At 61.0% G+C, this 17,396-nt stretch carries 17 protein-coding genes and 1 tRNA gene; 6 read left to right on the top strand and 12 right to left on the bottom strand.

The annotated features are described in order from the left end of the window. Nucleotides 1-99: 99 nt before the first annotated feature. The 4 genes from ppk2 to ATY77_RS06780 form a co-directional block, all read right to left on the bottom strand. Nucleotides 100-936: a polyphosphate kinase 2 gene (gene ppk2 / locus ATY77_RS06765; RefSeq protein WP_088686655.1), complete on the bottom strand. Its 837-nt coding sequence runs from the start codon at nucleotides 934-936 to the stop codon at nucleotides 100-102. Nucleotides 937-955: 19 nt separating this feature from the next. Next, nucleotides 956-2,656: a SulP family inorganic anion transporter gene (locus ATY77_RS06770; protein WP_245314300.1), complete on the bottom strand. Its 1,701-nt coding sequence runs from the start codon at nucleotides 2,654-2,656 to the stop codon at nucleotides 956-958. Nucleotides 2,657-2,760: 104 nt separating this feature from the next. Continuing rightward, a complete protein-coding gene (locus ATY77_RS06775) occupies nucleotides 2,761-3,918 on the bottom strand; it encodes an HlyD family secretion protein (RefSeq protein WP_088686657.1) in 1,158 nt (385 codons plus the stop codon). Continuing rightward, nucleotides 3,918-4,265 (bottom strand): DUF3302 domain-containing protein, encoded by a 348-nt coding sequence (locus ATY77_RS06780; RefSeq protein ID WP_088676377.1) that lies wholly within the window; start codon nucleotides 4,263-4,265, stop codon nucleotides 3,918-3,920. The genes ATY77_RS06775 and ATY77_RS06780 overlap by 1 nt, the downstream gene beginning before the upstream one ends. 271 nt (nucleotides 4,266-4,536) lie before the next feature. On the opposite strand from ATY77_RS06780, the gene ATY77_RS06785 reads away from it, so the two are divergent. From ATY77_RS06785 to ATY77_RS06795, 3 genes are read left to right on the top strand one after another with little or no spacing between them, the layout of a single operon-like run. Beyond that, a complete protein-coding gene (locus ATY77_RS06785) occupies nucleotides 4,537-4,851 on the top strand; it encodes a hypothetical protein (RefSeq protein ID WP_088676376.1) in 315 nt (104 codons plus the stop codon). Nucleotides 4,852-4,893: 42 nt separating this feature from the next. Then, nucleotides 4,894-6,273, top strand: a complete 1,380-nt coding sequence (locus ATY77_RS06790) for a DUF3300 domain-containing protein (RefSeq protein WP_088686658.1) — start codon at nucleotides 4,894-4,896, stop codon at nucleotides 6,271-6,273. Between the two features lie 29 nt (nucleotides 6,274-6,302). Next, nucleotides 6,303-7,244 (top strand): DUF2950 family protein, encoded by a 942-nt coding sequence (locus tag ATY77_RS06795; protein ID WP_088686659.1) that lies wholly within the window; start codon nucleotides 6,303-6,305, stop codon nucleotides 7,242-7,244. A gap of 59 nt (nucleotides 7,245-7,303) precedes the next feature. Here ATY77_RS06795 and ATY77_RS06800 read toward each other — a convergent pair whose 3' ends face one another. Both ATY77_RS06800 and ATY77_RS06805 read right to left on the bottom strand, forming a co-directional pair. Further along, nucleotides 7,304-7,807 (bottom strand): CYTH domain-containing protein, encoded by a 504-nt coding sequence (locus tag ATY77_RS06800; protein ID WP_088686660.1) that lies wholly within the window; start codon nucleotides 7,805-7,807, stop codon nucleotides 7,304-7,306. 31 nt (nucleotides 7,808-7,838) lie between these two features. Next, nucleotides 7,839-8,306, bottom strand: coding sequence for a hypothetical protein (locus ATY77_RS06805; protein WP_088676372.1), 468 nt, complete (start codon nucleotides 8,304-8,306; stop codon nucleotides 7,839-7,841). Nucleotides 8,307-8,564: 258 nt separating this feature from the next. Between ATY77_RS06805 and ATY77_RS06810 the strand changes: the two genes are divergently transcribed. After that, nucleotides 8,565-10,358: a hypothetical protein gene (locus ATY77_RS06810; RefSeq protein ID WP_088686661.1), complete on the top strand. Its 1,794-nt coding sequence runs from the start codon at nucleotides 8,565-8,567 to the stop codon at nucleotides 10,356-10,358. A gap of 153 nt (nucleotides 10,359-10,511) precedes the next feature. Here ATY77_RS06810 and ATY77_RS06815 read toward each other — a convergent pair whose 3' ends face one another. The 3 genes from ATY77_RS06815 to ATY77_RS06825 form a co-directional block, all read right to left on the bottom strand. Further along, a complete protein-coding gene (locus ATY77_RS06815; protein ID WP_088686662.1) occupies nucleotides 10,512-10,751 on the bottom strand; it encodes a GIY-YIG nuclease family protein in 240 nt (79 codons plus the stop codon). 120 nt (nucleotides 10,752-10,871) lie between these two features. Beyond that, nucleotides 10,872-10,947 (bottom strand) — tRNA-Ala (locus tag ATY77_RS06820). A gap of 149 nt (nucleotides 10,948-11,096) precedes the next feature. After that, entirely contained in the window at nucleotides 11,097-11,477 is a 381-nt protein-coding gene (locus ATY77_RS06825) for a TIGR02300 family protein (RefSeq protein ID WP_088676939.1), read from the bottom strand. 421 nt (nucleotides 11,478-11,898) lie between these two features. Here ATY77_RS06825 and cmk point away from each other — a divergent pair, with 421 nt between their 5' ends. Both cmk and rpsA read left to right on the top strand, forming a co-directional pair. Further along, a complete protein-coding gene (cmk, locus tag ATY77_RS06830; protein ID WP_088686702.1) occupies nucleotides 11,899-12,546 on the top strand; it encodes a (d)CMP kinase in 648 nt (215 codons plus the stop codon). 176 nt (nucleotides 12,547-12,722) lie between these two features. Next, a complete protein-coding gene (gene rpsA / locus ATY77_RS06835) occupies nucleotides 12,723-14,426 on the top strand; it encodes a 30S ribosomal protein S1 (protein WP_088676369.1) in 1,704 nt (567 codons plus the stop codon). A 77-nt stretch (nucleotides 14,427-14,503) separates the two neighbouring features. Here the strand turns inward: rpsA and ATY77_RS06840 are convergent, their stop codons facing one another. From ATY77_RS06840 to ATY77_RS06850, 3 genes are all read right to left on the bottom strand, one after another. Continuing rightward, on the bottom strand, nucleotides 14,504-16,042 hold the full coding sequence (locus tag ATY77_RS06840) for a hypothetical protein (RefSeq protein ID WP_088686663.1): 1,539 nt from the start codon (nucleotides 16,040-16,042) through the stop codon (nucleotides 14,504-14,506). 221 nt (nucleotides 16,043-16,263) lie between these two features. Beyond that, nucleotides 16,264-16,890, bottom strand: coding sequence for a ribonuclease D (locus ATY77_RS06845; protein ID WP_088676367.1), 627 nt, complete (start codon nucleotides 16,888-16,890; stop codon nucleotides 16,264-16,266). 202 nt (nucleotides 16,891-17,092) lie between these two features. Further along, nucleotides 17,093-17,302 carry a SlyX family protein gene (locus ATY77_RS06850; protein WP_064805813.1) on the bottom strand — a complete coding sequence of 70 codons (210 nt, stop codon included), beginning with the start codon at nucleotides 17,300-17,302 and terminating at the stop codon, nucleotides 17,093-17,095. Between the last annotated feature and the right edge of the window lie 94 nt (nucleotides 17,303-17,396).

Below are 17,396 nucleotides of genomic sequence, written 5' to 3' on the forward strand. Positions count from 1 at the left end.
TTTTCAGGAAAACGCAGAACCGCCCTAACCTTTGTCTTGACGCAATTTCCGGCAAAAGCGCTTCGCGCTTTGCTGGAATTGCCTCAGGCCGAGGTCGCCTTACGACGTCGCGTCCGGCACGACGTGACGGACGCTGCGGTCTTCCATGAAGTCGGCCGGCCGCTTCTGGCGTTTTCCGAGATCCGGCGCTTCGAATTTCACGCGCTCGTAGGGAATGGACTGCAGGATGTGCGAGATGCAGTTGACCCGGGCGCGTTTCTTGTCATCCGAGGGCACGATCCACCACGGCGCGTGCTTACTGTCGGTCATCCGCAGCATCTCGTCATAGGCGCGCGTGTAGTCCCACCAGCGCTGGTAGGATTCGACGTCCATCGGGCTGAGCTTCCACTGGCGTACCGGGTCGTCGATCCGGCGCCGGAAACGGCGTTCCTGTTCTTCCTCGCTGACGGTCAGGAAGTATTTCAGCAGAATGACGCCGCTTTCGACGATCGCGGCCTCGAAGCGGGGCGCCAGTTCGAGGAAACGCTGCGCCTTCTTTTCGCTGCTGAACCCCATGACGCGGTCGACGCCGGCGCGGTTGTACCAGCTGCGGTCGAAGATGACGATTTCACCGGCGGCCGGCAGATGCGCGATATAACGCTGCATGTAGATCTGGGATTTCTCGCGGTCCGTGGGCGCCGGCAGCGCCACGACGCGAAAGACGCGCGGGCTGACCCTTTCGGTTATACGCTTGATCATGCCGCCTTTGCCGGCGGCATCTCGTCCCTCGAAGATGATAACGACCCTGGCGCCCGCCTTCTTGACCCAAGCCTGCAGATGGGCCAACTCCACCTGCAGCCGCCCGATTTCCTTGTCGTAATCCCATTTCTTTTTCTTCTTATCCTTGGCGACGCGGGCCTCTCCATCCGTTTGTCTCGGCTCGTAATTCTCGTCCATCTTTCTCCCTCCCGTTTGCCTAAAGTGCATGGCTCGCCGAAGCGGCATCGCCGGCCTCGCCGGCATTTCCGGTCAGCGTTCTCAGCGCCTCTTCTCTGCCGTTGAAAAAATTATCGGGACCGATCTCCTTGACGACGCCCGCACGCTCGAGAATGCCGCGGCTTTGCTCGCCGAGATCGGCCACCGCGAAGACGATATTCCGTTTGGCCAGAACCTTCGCCACGGCGTCGAGCGCAGCAGCGCCGGTGCTGTCGATATGGGTGACGGCGCCGGCATCGAGCACGAGGCATCTGGTGTCGGCGGGAAGCTCCTTTGCGACCGAGGTCAGCCGCAAGCGCACATAATCGGCGTTGTAAAACAGAATGCTGCCCTGGATCGTGAAGACGGCCGCGCCCTCGATGGGGCGAGCCTCCGGAAAGCGCGCGAGCTCGAAGAAACCGGGCCGTCCTTCGATGCGACCGAGAAGGCCGTCGCGGGGAAACATCGTCCGACGCAAGAGATAGACAAGGGTTGCAGCAACCGCGACGACGACGCCGTTGAGAACGCCGAAGCTGATCGCGCCCCACATGGCGATCAGCGCGAAAATGAATTCCATGCGGCTGATGCGCCAGATCTTTTTCAATTCGTGAACGTCGATGAGGCTGATCGCCGCCGTTGCGAGAATTGCGGCAAGTGCCGGGATCGGGAGGATCCGCAGCGCGCTTTGAAGGAAGACGAGTGCGGCAATCAGGGTCGCGGCCGAAACCAGGCCGGCGAGTTGCGAAACGCCACCCGTCGCCAGGTTGATCGCGGTTCGCGAATCCGAGACGCTGACGGGAAACGAACCGAAAAGGCCGGGTGCGATATTGGCGGCACCAAGCCCGACCAGCTCCTGATTGGCATCCACTTCCTCGCCGGTCCGCGATCCGAAGCTTCTGGCCGCAACGATCCCGGCGCCGAAGCTGACGAGGAAGATCGCGGCCGAACCGAGCACGATCTTGTCGAGAGGCATCTGATGCAATGCGGGCAGGGACAGGCTCGGCAGTCCGCTCGGAATGTCGCCGACAACGGCGATGCCCCGGCCCTCGAAGTCAAAGACCGCGGAAAGAACGACCGAGAGGACGACCACCAGAACAGGGCCTGGAATTCTGAAGCGAAAGACCCGGACAATCCATAACAGCATGAACATGGCGAGGCCGAGGACGAGCGAAGGCCAGTGAATCAGGCCGCTCTTGGCGAGCATCTCGGCGAGCGGCGGGATCAATCCGTCCGATTCGATCTTCACCCCTGTGAAACGGCCGATTTGTCCGACGAGGATCGACAGCGACACGCCGGCAAAAAATCCGACGAGGATGGGACGGGACAGGAAGCTTGCGAGAACGCCGAGCCTCAGCAATTTTGCCGCGATGCAGAAGATGCCGACGCCGAGGGCAAGGGCGGCGGCGATGGCGACCCTATTGGCGTCCGCGCCAGCGGGTTCGGCTGCGATGATGGCGCCCATGGCGGCCGCCAGCACAGTCATGGTCGCGGCATCGGGGCCGACGACCAGAAGCCGGGAGGGACCGAAGATCGCATAGGCGATCGGCGCGACGATGCTGGCATAGATGCCCGTTTCCGGTGGCAGGCCGGCGATGGCGGGATAGGCGATGGCGCTCGGCAAGCCGACGGCGGCGATCGACAGCCCGGCCGGAATGTCACTGCGGAGCCAGTCTCTGTTGAAGCCGGCAAGGCCCCGCAACATCGGAAGACTTCCTATCACGGCTGGTCCCTATCCCTTGCCCTGTCGCCCTTGTGCCCACCCTCGCCCAGATCGCATCGACGACGGCTCCAGGAGCGGCATCCGTTTCAGTGCTCGAGGAACACGTAATTCATCCAGCTGCTCATGCGCAGCAGGACCTTGCGGAGAATGGCGACGTGGTGCCAATGGTGCGTGTACACTGCGACGTCCGCGACCACGCCGCCCGGCAGCTGATATTCGTCGGTATTTTCGAGCAGCTCGATCCGAGCCAGCGTTTGCCCGGCAGCCAGGCGCTCGGGCGATTGCGGGTCGATCAGTGCACCGCTCGGCTGCAGCTGGCCCTGGGCCATCACATCGATGACTTCCTGCACCCGGGCCTTGAATATCTTGCCGGGCACGGCTTTGAAGGAAACCTCCGCCTCGTCGCCGACGCGCACGCGCTGCAGCGAGTTCTGGATGAAGGCGGCCGCCAGCATGCGGTCCTGGCTGTCGATGAAGACCATGACCGGCCGCAGCGGAAGCGGATTGGCCATCATGCCGGGACGAAGAAAGACCTGCGTGACATAGCCGTCGGTCGGTGCGCGTACGACCGTCTGGTCGAGCTCGTATTCGGCATTCTTCAATTCCGCCTGCAGCCGCGCAACCGTCGGGTTCGTTCCATTGATTTCGGATTCATACGCAAGCTTTGCCTGCACCGCTTGCGCGCGCGCCGTATCGACCGCAGCCTCTGCGGTCAGATAGATGCCGCGCCGGTTTTCGACCTCGAGTTCGGAAAAGACCGCACCCCGACCGCTCGACTTCGCATTCTCGTTCGACTGCTGGAATTTTTCAAAGGCCTGCAAGGACCTGTCCCTCGAGGCTTCGGCGCCCGTGACCGCCGAATTGGCAGCGTCCACCGCCGCTTTCAATTGCAGCACTGTCTGCTCGGCTTCGGCGAGCGCGGCTTTCTTTTGATCAACCGAAAACTGGTATGGGCGAGGATCGATGCGAAAGAGGATGTCGCCCTTCTTCAACGGCACGTTCGGCGTCACCGGAACCTCGACGACCTGGCCTCCGACAACGGGAATAACTGGAGCCGAGGTGAAATAGATGCGCCCGTCGCTCGAATAGGGGTGATTGTAGCTCATCAGAAGCAGGAGGGCGGAGATCAGGAATATGCCGCCGAGGACGGCCGTCGCGAGCGTCCACTGGTTCACCGGAATCCTGAATATCTTGAAGATCGTCCAGCAGATCGCGGCATAGGTCAGGATGAGAAGCAGATCCATCAGGCGTTCTCCCTCTGCGGCTCCGAGGTTTGCGCCTCGAGCTCGGCGATCCTGGCGTGGAGACGGGCAATTTCCGCATTCGCCTCCGCTTCCGCCGACAGCTTTCCGTCCTGCCGGATGCCCCAGCCGCGGTCTTCTCGGTAAATCGTTGCCCAGATGAACAGGAACGGCCAGATCGCATGCAGCGTGAAGAGACTGACCCATCCGGCAACATGGATGGCGTCCTGATGAGGGTGATTGCGCGCCTTGGCCATCAGATGCGGAATGTCGTGAATGGCAATCACCGCATAGAAGAGCGTGACGACGACGAACACCAGCACACCCAAGGCAAAATAGTCGAGAAACACGACCCCTCTCCTTCCGGCTTGATCCAGCCGAGCCATTGATCGCAAGCGAGAATGGAATAGTAGGCCCGTTTCGGTGCAAAGGCCCGTAGCATCGCGTAATCTCTATCGAGGCGTTCGCCGATGATCCGACGGATGAAATTGCCTGTGCGGCGGGGAGAGATGCGAGATCAGCGAACCGCATCGTAAGATCGCGTATTTTACGTCTGCAGCCGGTTCGACTGTTATATAATTTCTCTCATCTGCTTAGCGCAGTTCGGCGGCGGGGGCGGAAATGGCGTCGGGAGAAGGCACATCGACTTATTTGTCCGCCCTTGAGACGGCCGAGGCTTATTTTTCCGACCAGGCGCGGCTGGTGCAGCGCCTTTTCTATGTCAGCGAGGCATTTCGCAGCATGTGCGAGGATCTTGCTGCCGCAGCCGAGGCTTTGGCGCATGTCGAGCAATTGCCTCTCCCGGTACGGGAGGCGCGGCGGCTGGAATATGCGGGCCTGGTCGAGGCGCTGTTGAAAGAGATGCGGGAGGCGATATCGCAATCGAAAATCGTGATGCTCCGGCGGTCGCCTGCCGCCGGTCCCAAGTCTCCGTGAACACATCCGTCATGCAACTGAATCAGGGGAGGTCGACGTGCGATGAAAGCAATGTCCCGCAAACTGCTGGGTGGATTGTCGGCTCTGGCGATCATCGCGCTGCAGCCGGCCTTTCCCACGCGAGCGCAGGCTCCCGCCCCGGCTGCCGCGCCTGCCCAAACGGGCACAGAACAAGCTGCGGCGACCCTTCTTTCGGAAGATGAACTCGAGGTGCTGGTGGCGCGGATCGCGCTCTATCCGGACGAGCTGGTGGCTGCAATTTCGGCAGCATCGCTCTTTCCCCTGCAGATCATCGAAGCCCAGCGTTTTCTGGACGCGAAAAAGAAAAACGCCGATCTCAAGCCCAAAAGCGATTGGGACGGCAGCGTCGTTTCGCTGCTCAACTACCCTGACATTGTCAAGATGATGAGCGAGGATCTCGATTGGACCCAGTCGCTCGCCGATGCGCTCGCCAACCAGCAGAAGGACGTCTTGATCGCCATTCAGCAGCTTCGCGACGAGGCGGTGGCGAAAAACATCATCAAGACGGATGACAAGGTGACCGTCGTCACCGAAAACGACAACGTCATCATCCGGCCGACCGATCCCGAGAAGATCTATATCCCGCAATATCCGCCGGAAATGCTCTATGAGCCGGACTACGCCGCAGAGCCGATCTCCTATTATCCGGACTATTACGACAACTATTACTATCCGGGCGCGGGGTTCTTTGCCGCTGCGGTCACCGGGCTCACCTGGGCGGCCATCGTCAATTGGGACGACTGGGGCGTGTGGGGCGGTCGCTGGGATGGCGATATCGACATCGATTGCAACAATTGCCTGAACAATCGCAACTTCAACGGAAAAATGAAGTGGAATGACGTCGACTGGGCAAATGTCGACCGCAGCAAGCTCAGCATCGGCAAGGATCAGCTTGCCAAGCTGGACCGGTCGGCGATCAAGTCGGGGCTTCAAGCCGACAATCGCAATCAGCTGCGCAACAAGGCTGCGGACATGAAGGCGGCGCAGAGGCCGGGCAATCGCGGCACGGCGGCGCGCGCGGACGATATCAGAAAAGGAACGGTGCAGGGGCTGAAGGCCAAACCGCAGGCGAACAAGCCGACGGCCGCCAATCGCCAGAACGTGTCCCGGCCGGAAAATCGTCCGCAAAAATCCGCCAATCGCCCGGCTAAACCGACGCAGAAATCCGCCAACAGACCCAGCAAACCGCAGATGGCCGCCAGGCCCGACAATCGCGGACGCCAGCCAAGCGCGCTCGGCAATGTTCAATCCGGCCGCCAGCAGGCCGTCGCTTCGAAACGAGGGGCGCAAAGCATGGGCGCTCACCGCCAGTCAGCGCGCCCCGTTCATCACTCGCGCCCGATGCCGTCGCGCGGCGGCGGCGGCCGCGGCGGTGGCGGTGGCGGCAGGGGACGGCGATGACACCCATTACGAGCCCATGGAGTTACGTCATGAGACCTCAATCAATCGTAATCCCGCTCCTGCTCTCCACAGCGCTCTGCGCGGCGCAAGCAACGCCGGCGCTCTCGCAAGGACGACAGACGGATCTCGCCGAATACAAGGCGGCAACGCCTTCACCGCAGTTCGACAGCCCGGCTGCGGCGCTCGATCGGCTGAAATCGGTGCTCGGCTCCGATAATATCGGGGATCTCGCTGACGTGCTCGGCCTGAATGCGGACAGGCTGCGCGCCAGCAACGAGGCAATGATCGCTTATGGCCTGATCCGAGAGGGCGCCGGGCGCCGGATGAGCCTGAAAGACGCCGAAGGGGCAAAGATCGTGTTGATCGGCGATCGGCTCTGGCCGCTGCCGTTTCCGTTGACGGAGAACAAGGACGGCAAATGGTCCTTCGATACGCAACGCGGCCTCGAGGAGATCGTCAATCGCCGAATCGGCGAAAACGAACTCGCGACGATCGACACCATGCATGAATATGTGGCGGCGCAGTATGACTATGTTTCCGCCGATCGCGATGGCGACGGCATTTACGAGTTCGCAAAAAGATTGATCAGCAGCCCGGGCAAGCTGGACGGTCTCTACTGGGATCCCAATGTCTATCCCGAGGAAAGCCCGGCAAGCGGCCTGGTCGAGACGGCCGCCTTCGGCGCCGCCAAGCGCGGCGAAGGTTATTTCGGATATCGCTATCGCATCCTGACCGCCCAGGGCGACAATGTGCTGGGCGGCAAGCAAAGCTATATCGTCAACGGTTACATGACCGGCGGTTTTGCGCTCATTGCCTGGCCGGTCACATACCGGGTCACCGGCGTGCAGACATTTATCGTCAACGGGATGAGCGTGATCTACCAGCGTGATCTCGGACCGCAGACGGAACAGCGCGCCGCCGCGATCAAGGAATTCAACCCGGACGCCAATTGGACCATCGTCAGCGAATAGGATATTGGGACGGTTCGGTATCTTGCGAAAGCGCTGGACCGTTCCAGACGGAAAGCCGTTCAGACTTTTCCCGGAATTGCTCCAGCCATTCGCGCCTCATTCGGCTCGCACAGGGCAGCGGCCATGGCGCGATTGGAGTAGCGTTTGATGCCCGTGACTTCACGCCCGAGCCATTGCGGCAGGTCGGGCCGATCGTCTTCGCTTGCCATCTCGATCTCGGCGAGCGTCAATCCCTCATAGGCTCCGGCAAAGACGTCGACATCCCAGTTTCTGCCGTCATGGAGGACGCGGTAGCGAGTCTTTTCAATGACATGACCGGTCGCATGAAGAAGCAGGTCCCGTGCCTCCTCGACAGGAATCTCGTATTCATATTCGTCTTTGGCGAGCCCCGCAGTGCGGAATTTGATCGTCAGGCAGGCGGACCGGCCATCGATCAAACGGACACGCACGGGGTTTTCATCGTGCGACAGGTAAGCTTGCTGCAACACCTGTGAGATGCCGGCGCAATCGCGCCAGCTATCGTTGCGCACGAGGAACTTGCGCTCGATCTCGGTCGCTTTCACGGTGATATTCCTTCGTTCCCGCTTCTGTCGGTCAATCGACAGGCGGCTCCCAGGTGAGGAAGAAGCCTACGTCCCCGGGCATGCCTTCCGGGAAGTTGATGATCATAGCCTTCAGCCCATAACCCTGCGGTTTGGCAACCTCCTCGAAGAGTTCGAGAAGTTCCTTTGCCTTTCCCTGCAGCGTCTTCTGCCATCCGGGCAGACCGTTGTTGATGGCCCGGCCGCTATCCGTGCAGAAACTCGATGGAAAGCTGTAGATCAGCGCTTCGTATTTGCCGTCCGCGGCCGCCTTCATGACCAGCCGCTTGATGACGGTGCGTTCCGTTTCACCGATCTGCTTGCGGAAAAAGTCCTCGACGAAATCCGCGTGTTTCTTTGCTTCGCGCGCCTTGATCTTTTCGCTGCGCTCCATCTCGAGGAGCTGAAGCTCCAGAGCACGTTTGCGCAATTCCTCCGCGCTGGTCATGGAATGGGGAGTAGAGGTCTCAGGTGACGTCATCGCAGCTTCCTCCATAATACAGAGGAATGATAGAGCGAGCCGTGAGACTAGGGCAGTAAGATACATGTCCTCTCTGGTAGAATACGGTATCCTACGCCAGCGTTCCGCAAGTTGTGACTTGCGCCGCTTATTCGATTGGCCGGATTTGTTTAAGGTCGATGAGGCAATTCCTTGGGCGGCATTGCCGCCACGCCAAGCCGAGACTATGGTGGGATAGCGTGCAGCGGCTTGTCCGCAATCGGAATCCGGGGGAAACCGATGCAAAGTGCAAGCATTGATAGGCAGGCCCCTTCGCAGGAAGAGGTGCAGCAGCAGCTCGAGCGCATTCTTTCGAGCCGGGAGTTTCGCCTTCCCGAACGGGCAAGAAGATTTCTTGAATTCGTCGTTACGGAAACGCTTGCAGGCCGCCGTGACTACCTGAAAGCCTTTACCATCGCACAGGCCGTTTTCGGCAGGGATGCGAACTTCGATGCCCAACAGGATCCATGCGTCCGTATCGAAGCAGGCCGGCTGCGACGGGAGCTCGAACATTATTACCTGACAGACGGCAGCGCCGACCGGATCGTCATCACAATTCCCAAAGGCGGCTACGCGCCCGTCTTCGAAGCGGTCAGGGGCGCCGAACCCATGGACATGCTGCCGCTCGATCAGTCCGATCGGTCGGGATCGCCAGGAGATGACGCCGAACGGGCCGAAGTGGCGGAGGATCCGGTCGGCCGGGACAAAATGAACCGGCGCTTGCCGCGGCCGCGATATCGGCTGCTCGCCGCAGGTGCGGTGATTATCGTCGCCGCGGCGGCCATCCTGTTTCAGCAGATGAGATCGCCGGGCCTGGAACGCGAGACGGCATCGGCAGCCGACCATCGCCCCACCATCATCGTCGAGCGTTTCGAAAGCGGCTCCGGGGGAAGGCTTGGATCCGACATCTCCCGCGTCATGACCGATGAAATCATCGAAAAGCTGGTCCGCTTCGACGACATTGTCGTCGTGACCGCGATGCCGCGGAACAAAAACGGCGAAGCTTCGCCGGAAGCGCTTTACGCTCTCCAGGGAAGCGTGAGGCTCGAGGGCAGCAAGCTGCACTCGACGGCAAGGCTCGTACGGCGGTCGGATGCGGCGGTGATTTGGGCCAGCAATTATGATGCCGACATGACGGTGCAGGGCACGCCGAAAACGCAAGCAATCCTTGCCGGCGATATCGCGACTGCGGTCGCGCGCCCGTTCGGCGTCATATTCCAGAGCGATACCGCCACGATCGCCGGCGAGGCCGATGCTTTCTCATGCATCCTGTCCTACTACAGCTACCGCAGCGAAATGACCGTACAGGCCCAGGCAGTGGCGAAATCCTGCCTGCAGCAGGCCGTGGAAAAAGCGCCGGCCGATTCGAATATCGTCGCCCTGCTTTCGTTGGTTCATCTCGACGAGTTCCGCTTTTCATACCAGCTTCAGCTGAAATCGACGGCCGCAACACTCGGCGTCGCAAAGGAGCTTGCCGAACGCGCCGTGCGCCTCGACCCGAAGAATGCGCGCGCTCTTCAGGCGCTGATGCTTGCCCAGTTTTTCAGCGATGATCCGGCTAGCGCGCTCGTTGCCGGCGCTGCCGCCTATGCCAGCAATCCGAATGATACCGAGGTGGCAGGCGAATATGGCCTGCGCCTGTCGATGTCGGGAGAGTGGGATAAGGGCTGCACGCTGATTTCGGAGGCCGTCGGCAAGAATGCCGGGCCTCGCGGCTATTACGAGGTCGGGATGGCGCTCTGCGCCTACATGCGGGGCGATACGCAGGCCGCGGAACTATGGTCGCGCATGTCGGACCTCAATTACAATCCGATGCATCGCCTGGTCCTGCTCTCCATCCTCGGCGCCCGTGGGAAAACGCAGGAGGCGGAGGAACAGCTCGATTGGATTAACAGTAAGGCACCCGCATTGATCCCCAACGTCAGGCGCGAAGTGATCAAGCGACTGGCGCGGGTGGAGGATCAGGAGCGGTTCTTTGCGGGGATGGAGGCCGCCGGGGTGTCGGTGCAGGAGGGTGAAGCGCAGAAGGAGTGATGGCGGTGGTGTGGATGTGGCCTCGACGTAGGCGCTATCGTCTCGGCGATCCCTACCCTGTGAGAAGAGCTGACCACACTTGCCCTTACGGGATAGCCGTCCCCGGTGGGCGACGTCCTGGGCAATCGCCTTTGGTGCTGGGTGGTGAAGCGGCTAGAGTCTTTTCTTCGCGAATGCTCTGCCCGAAGCAGACTTTAGATACTTCTCGAAAGCCAAGGCCTGCGCTTCGTCCGAGAAAGCGATATAGGTCTTGAGAGACCAAGGGAGATATTTCGAAGTGTGAGAAACCTCTCCGGCATTGTGTTTTGCCAGGCGCGACTTCAGGTCGCTGGTGACGCCGACGTAATAGCGATCCGGAAATTCGGCGCTCTGGAGAATGTAGACGTATTTCATGGAAGGATCATAGCCCGCCTACGTTGCTTCGCAACTTCGGCGCGGCAGCCTCCGCTTTCTTCTCGACTTCGTCGCGTCAAGCCTTCCGGCTTGCCGAGCCGAAGCTCGAAGAGCGTAGGCTGGTGGAGCTAAGCGGGATCGAACCGCTGACCTCTTGCATGCCATGCAAGCGCTCTCCCAGCTGAGCTATAGCCCCATCAAGGGTGGTCCGGCGTGAGCCGGTCCTGGGATACTCCGGAGGGCGTTTCCTCTGGAGTGGCGGCTTATTACTTGCGGTTTTCGCAGATGGCAAGCCTAAAAAATCGGCCCGGGAGATTTTTTATCGTCCGGGCCGAAATGCGGTCGTCAGACTTCGTCTTCGTCGCCGGTCACGCCGATGATGTCGCTCATGTCGTCGTCATCGTCGTCTTCGTCGGCTTCAAGGAAGGTGTCGTCGTCATCGCCTTCGATTTCGACATCGTCGTCGCCCATATCGGGGATATCGTCGCCGCCCGCGCCGTCATCAGCATCTTCCAGCGAAACCAGTTCGACTTCGGTGTTTTCGGTATCGACTTCCGCTACCTCGTCTTCCTCGGCAACGTCGGCGGCTGCCGAGGTTTCCTCGAAGAAGGAGAGAGGATAGGACTTGCCGGTATAAGGGGAGACGATCGGATCCCGGTTCAGATCGTAGAATTTCTTGCCGGTTTCCGGATCGGTACGCTTGGTTCCAAGTTCCGCTTTCGCCACTATAAGCCTCGTGAGAATGGCCGAATGCAAGATTCGGCAAATGCCGTTCAAGCCGGCTTTCCATCGGAATTTATAAGCCGGTCCCCTTAATCGCTGCGGCTTCCCATGTCAAAGCCAAACTTTATCATCGGCGCCGCAGGCTTTTATCGCGCCGGCGGATGACCGGCCGCAACGTCTATGGTAACCAGCCGCGGCGGCCGCGGAAGCGGGCGAAGATTATCGCCGAAAAGGACGAGGCAGCGAAGGGAATGCTACGCGTTTACAGAGGATTACGCCAAGCACATCTCCGCGCCGAGGCCCGCCGCCGCCCGTAAATTCGCCCCTCTTGCGGGCGGCATATGCATTGCCGGCGAAAATCGGCCCGCATATGCTCGAAACGAAGATCGTTCGCCGAAACGGCCCCTGCCCCAGGATTGACCGCATGACGCCCAAGACTTTCACTATCGCCATCGACGGACCGGCGGCGGCCGGCAAGGGAACGCTGTCGCGCCGCATCGCCGAGCAATACAGCTTCCATCATCTCGATACCGGCCTGACCTATCGCGCCACGGCCAAGGCGCTGCTCGATGCCGGCCTGCCGCTTGACGACGAGGCGGTGGCCGAAAAGATCGCGCGGGAGGTTGAATTGGCCGGCCTGGATCGCGATATGCTTTCCAAGCACGAGATCGGCGAAGCCGCCTCGAAGATCGCCGTCATGCCGGCGGTGCGGCGGGCGCTGGTCGAAGCGCAGCGCCGTTTTGCGGCAAGGACGCCGGGAACGGTGCTCGACGGGCGCGATATCGGCACGGTGGTATGCCCGGATGCGCCGGTGAAACTCTATGTGACGGCATCGCCGGAGGTGCGCGCGAAACGCCGCTACGACGAGATTCTCGGCAAGGGGGCGACGGCGGATTTCGATGCGATCTTCGAGGACGTCAGGCGACGCGACGAACGCGACATGGGACGGGCCGACAGCCCTTTGAAACCAGCGGTCGATGCGCACTTGCTTGATACGTCGGAAATGAGTATAGAGGCCGCGTTTCAAGCTGCGCAATCGATCATCGATGCGGTCTTGAGCCGAAATGCCTAAATTCAAGCGATTTTGCGTGCCAAGAGCCACACGTCGCTTTTAAGACAGCAGCCTGAAATTCCGTCCAAGCGCCGGATTGCCTTCGTGAAAGAGGGCGGACTGGGTTCAGGCCCGTTCAACGCAAACCAACCGGCGCATACGTGTCCGCTCCAGTTTCAGGACACGCAGGAGATTTTATGTCAGTAGCTACCCCCTCCCGCGAGGATTTCGCGGCTCTTCTCGAAGAGTCCTTTGCCAAGAACGACCTGGCCGAAGGCTATGTCACCAAGGGCATCGTCACCGGCATCGAGAAGGACGTCGCCGTTGTCGACGTCGGCCTCAAGGTTGAAGGCCGCATCGCGCTCAAGGAATTCGGCGCGCGCGCCAAGGACGGTTCGCTGAAGGTCGGCGATGAAGTCGAAGTCTATGTCGAGCGCATCGAAAACGCGCTTGGCGAAGCCGTTCTGTCGCGCGAGAAGGCTCGCCGCGAAGAAAGCTGGATCAAGCTCGAAGCCAAGTTCGAAGCCGGCGAGCGCGTCGAAGGCGTGATCTTCAACCAGGTCAAGGGCGGCTTCACGGTCGACCTCGACGGCGCGATCGCCTTCCTGCCGCGTTCGCAGGTCGATATCCGCCCGATCCGCGACGTCACTCCGCTCATGCACAACCCGCAGCCCTTCGAAATCCTCAAGATGGACAAGCGCCGCGGCAACATCGTGGTTTCGCGCCGTACGGTTCTGGAAGAATCTCGTGCCGAGCAGCGTTCTGAAATCGTTCAGAACCTCGAAGAAGGCCAGGTTGTCGACGGCGTCGTCAAGAACATCACCGATTACGGTGCGTTCGTCGACCTCGGCGGCATCGACGGCCTGCTGCACGTCACCGACATGGCATGGCGCCGTGTGAACCATCCGTCGGAAATCCTGAACATCGGCCAGCAGGTCAAGGTTCAGATCATCCGCATCAACCAGGAAACCCACCGCATCTCACTCGGCATGAAGCAGCTCGAGAGCGATCCGTGGGATGGCATCCAGGCCAAGTATCCGGAAGGCAAGAAGATCTCCGGTACCGTCACGAATATCACCGACTACGGTGCGTTCGTCGAGCTGGAGCCGGGCATCGAAGGCCTGATCCACATCTCGGAAATGTCCTGGACCAAGAAGAACGTTCACCCCGGCAAGATCCTGTCCACGAGCCAGGAAGTCGAAGTCGTCGTTCTCGAAGTCGATCCGTCCAAGCGCCGTATTTCGCTCGGCCTCAAGCAGACGCTGGAAAACCCGTGGGCAGCATTCGCCCGCAGCCATCCGGCCGGCACTGAAGTCGAAGGCGAAGTCAAGAACAAGACCGAATTCGGCCTGTTCATCGGCCTCGACGGCGATGTCGACGGCATGGTGCACCTCTCCGACCTCGACTGGAACCGTCCGGGCGAACAGGTCATCGAGGAGTTCAACAAGGGTGACGTCGTCAAGGCCGTCGTTCTCGACGTCGATGTCGAGAAGGAGCGTATCTCGCTCGGCATCAAGCAGCTCGGCAAGGACTCTGTCGGTGAAGCTGCTGCTTCCGGCGACCTGCGCAAGAATGCAGTCGTTTCGTGCGAAGTCATCGCGATCAACGACGGCGGCATCGAAGTGAAGCTCGTCAACCACGAGGACATCACTTCCTTCATCCGTCGCGCCGACCTCGCCCGCGACCGCGACGAGCAGCGTCCTGAGCGCTTCTCGGTCGGCCAGGTCGTCGACGCCCGCGTCACCAACTTCTCCAAGAAGGACCGCAAGATCATGCTGTCCATCAAGGCTCTGGAGATTGCGGAAGAGAAGGAAGCCGTCGCTCAGTTCGGTTCGTCCGACTCCGGCGCTTCGCTCGGCGACATTCTCGGCGCGGCTCTGAAGAATCGCGGCGGCGAATAAGCCTCGCATCTGCCTTTGAATTGAAGAACCCGCCGGAGCGATCCGGCGGGTTCTTTGTTTTCAAGCAATGAAACCTGCTATTCCCAGCCGACCATGCGCTGATAGAGCGCGTAGACGGGATCGGCGGCCGCGCCGGCGGAATGCGGCGTCGGATCGGAATCGACCATTCTCGGCGTCCTGCGTGCCGGTTGAGCCTCGGTCTCCTCGCCATCGGCCTCGGCATCCTCGCCGCCGCCCTGCGCCTGCTGCTCATCCTCGGGAGCATCGCCGTGGTGGTGCTGATGCTGGTGATGCGTTTCGCCGGCCGTCTCGTTTTCCGGCGTATCCTTGGCGAATTGATAGGGCAGCTGGGCATAGGGCAGGCCATCCGGCATTCTTGCCTGCAGCGGCAGATAGGAAGCCTCGGCCGGCGCCGGCATCGGCAGCGATTCGGGCTGCGCGGCGATGTCTTTCGGCTGGCGGGCTGCCGCTATCTCCAAATCCATCTGCGGCGGGCGAAGTACGGCGGACTGGCGCGTATCGGGCGTGGCGAATTCGGCCGGCTGCCTCGTCAAGGTCTCGGTGGCATCGCTGATGACGGCTTCATCGAGAATCGCGTCGATCTCCACGGCCGCCTCGACGGGGCCATCTTCCACCACGGGTTCGATATCCTGCTCGCGGATGATGGTGGCGATCATCTCGGCGACCTCTTCGGTCATCGAGGCGACGATTCCCGCCCAATTCCTCGGAATGACGGGATCGAGCTTTTCCGACGCCGCGCGAGGCTGGGCGGGAAGTGCCTCCGTCGTTTCCGGCGCGTCATCGGCCGCGGCAGTCTCCGCCGGCAAGGGTTGGCTTGCTTCGTTCTCCTGCGCTGGGGATTTTTCCGGGGCAACGTCCCTTGCCGCCGCCGGAGCGGACTGAGCCCGGCTTTCCGTCTGCGGCGTTTCCGGATCGGCAGCTTCCGCGGCTTCGGCAATGACCGCTTCTTCGGCAGTCGCGCGTGGTTCGGTCTCGGTCAGTAGATCAGCCGGCACCGGCGCCTTTTCTGCGGGCTGGCGCATGACGGCCGGCAAACTGTTCTCGTGCAGCTGTATTTCAGGACGGGCTTCGGCGCGCATCGGCGAAGCGTCGTTCTGGCCGTAGGAGCGCAGAACAGCACGGGCGGCGAGATCGCGATCCTTGTAGCGGACGATTTCGAGATAGGCGATGATCCGGGCGGCTTCCGGCCCTGTCGGGTTCTTCAGCGCTTCGGCAATCAGCCGGAGCGGCAGGCTGTGGCCCTGCGCGGTCAGCTGGCGCTCGACCTCGTCGATCTTGGCCGCCGGCAGCCGCCGTATGGCGTCGGCAAGCCGGGAAGCAAAAGCAAGATTGGTCTCATCCTCGCTGCGACCCAGCGAAATCGAGCGACCGGCCGCATCGATGACATCGAACAGAGCCTCGACCATGCGCTCGCGCGCGGCGAGAAGCAGGATATTGAGCTTGCCGGCGATGGCGGAATTGAGGTCCGTGGCTTCAACGGCGTTGACGGGCGCGGGCGCGATCACCGACCGGCCGAGACCGCCCGCGACGACTGCCGCAGTCTGACCTTGGGACGAAAAGCTTGCATTGGACGCTGCACGAACGGGAGACAACATGGCATGCCCTTTCGTAAAGTGACGATGAAAGCAGGCTCTATGAAAGGACCGCGCTCATCCGGCCCCTTGCATTCCAGCAGATCCTCCCGTCCGCATGACGCAATTCCGGCGTCATCGAATGCATAAAAATTAACGTGAATTTTAATAAAGAGATCTTAACGAAACGCTAACGGCCGCGGACAGCCATCCGCGGCGATCGTCAGAACGCAAAGGCCATTCGTTCAGCTGTGCGCGAAGATATCGGCCTCTTCCCAGCCGAGCAGGTCGAGCTTGGCGCGGGTCGGCAAGAATGCGAAGCAGGCCGTGGCATGGTCGAAACGGCCGTCGCGGATCAGCCGTTCGGTCAGCTTGTCGCGCAGGGCATGCAGATAAAGCACGTCGGAAGCGGCGTATTCGAGCTGCGCCGGCGACAGCGTCTCGGCCGCCCAATCGGAAGATTGCTGCGCCTTGGAGATATCGACCTCGAGCATCTCCTTGAGATTGTCCTTCAGCCCGTGGCGATCCGTATAGGTCCGGCAGAGCCGCGAAGCGATCTTGGTGCAGAAGACCGGCGTAGTCGTGACGCCGAAGGTGTGGAAGAGCACGGCAATATCGAAGCGGCCGTAATGGAAGATCTTCTGATGAGTGGGATCTTCGAGCAAAGCGACGAGATTGGGGGCCTCTTTCTGGCCGGCGGCGATGCGGATGACGTCGGCGGTGCCGTCACCCGGCGACAGCTGGACGACGCAGAGCCGGTCGCGGCGCGGCACCAGGCCAAGCGTTTCGGTATCGATCGCGATCGCGCCGGTATAGCGGGCGGCATCGGCCGCGGAAATATCGCCTTCGTGATAACGTATGGTGGCCGCCATGGGACTGTCTTTCGTTCGAATGCCTACCTACAGCGCCGCCTCTTTTCAGAGGCGTAAAGGACGCTGCAGCGCTTTGAATTGCTGCACAATTCCATCCCTAAACCGCTTCCGATTAGAGATAATCATGCAGTAGCGCTATAGCGCAAAGGCGCACATTGCGAAACCGCTTTCCCTTCGGGGGCGCCCGGCAGGCCGCGTGCCGTCAATAATGCGGCGGGCGGGTGATCGCGGGCGCTTCCAGCGACTGTTCCTCGAGCGACAGGAAACGTTCGGTCAGCCGGTCGAGCTTGGTGCGCATCTGCTCCACGATCTTCCATTGCTCGGCAAGCTGATCGGACAGTTCCTCGATCGTCTTTGCCTGATGGGCCAGCATTTCCTCCAGCCGGGTGATGCGGTTCGTCTCGTCGGACATCGATCCTCCTTTGCCGAAACCGGCAGAACAGATGGTTCTCCCCAAAGCGGAAATAGGTCGCTTCGTCAATGTTTTCGACGGTCAATACAGCCGT

This window comes from Rhizobium sp. R634, from assembly GCF_002211305.1.
Taxonomy (GTDB): Bacteria; Pseudomonadota; Alphaproteobacteria; order Rhizobiales; family Rhizobiaceae; genus Rhizobium.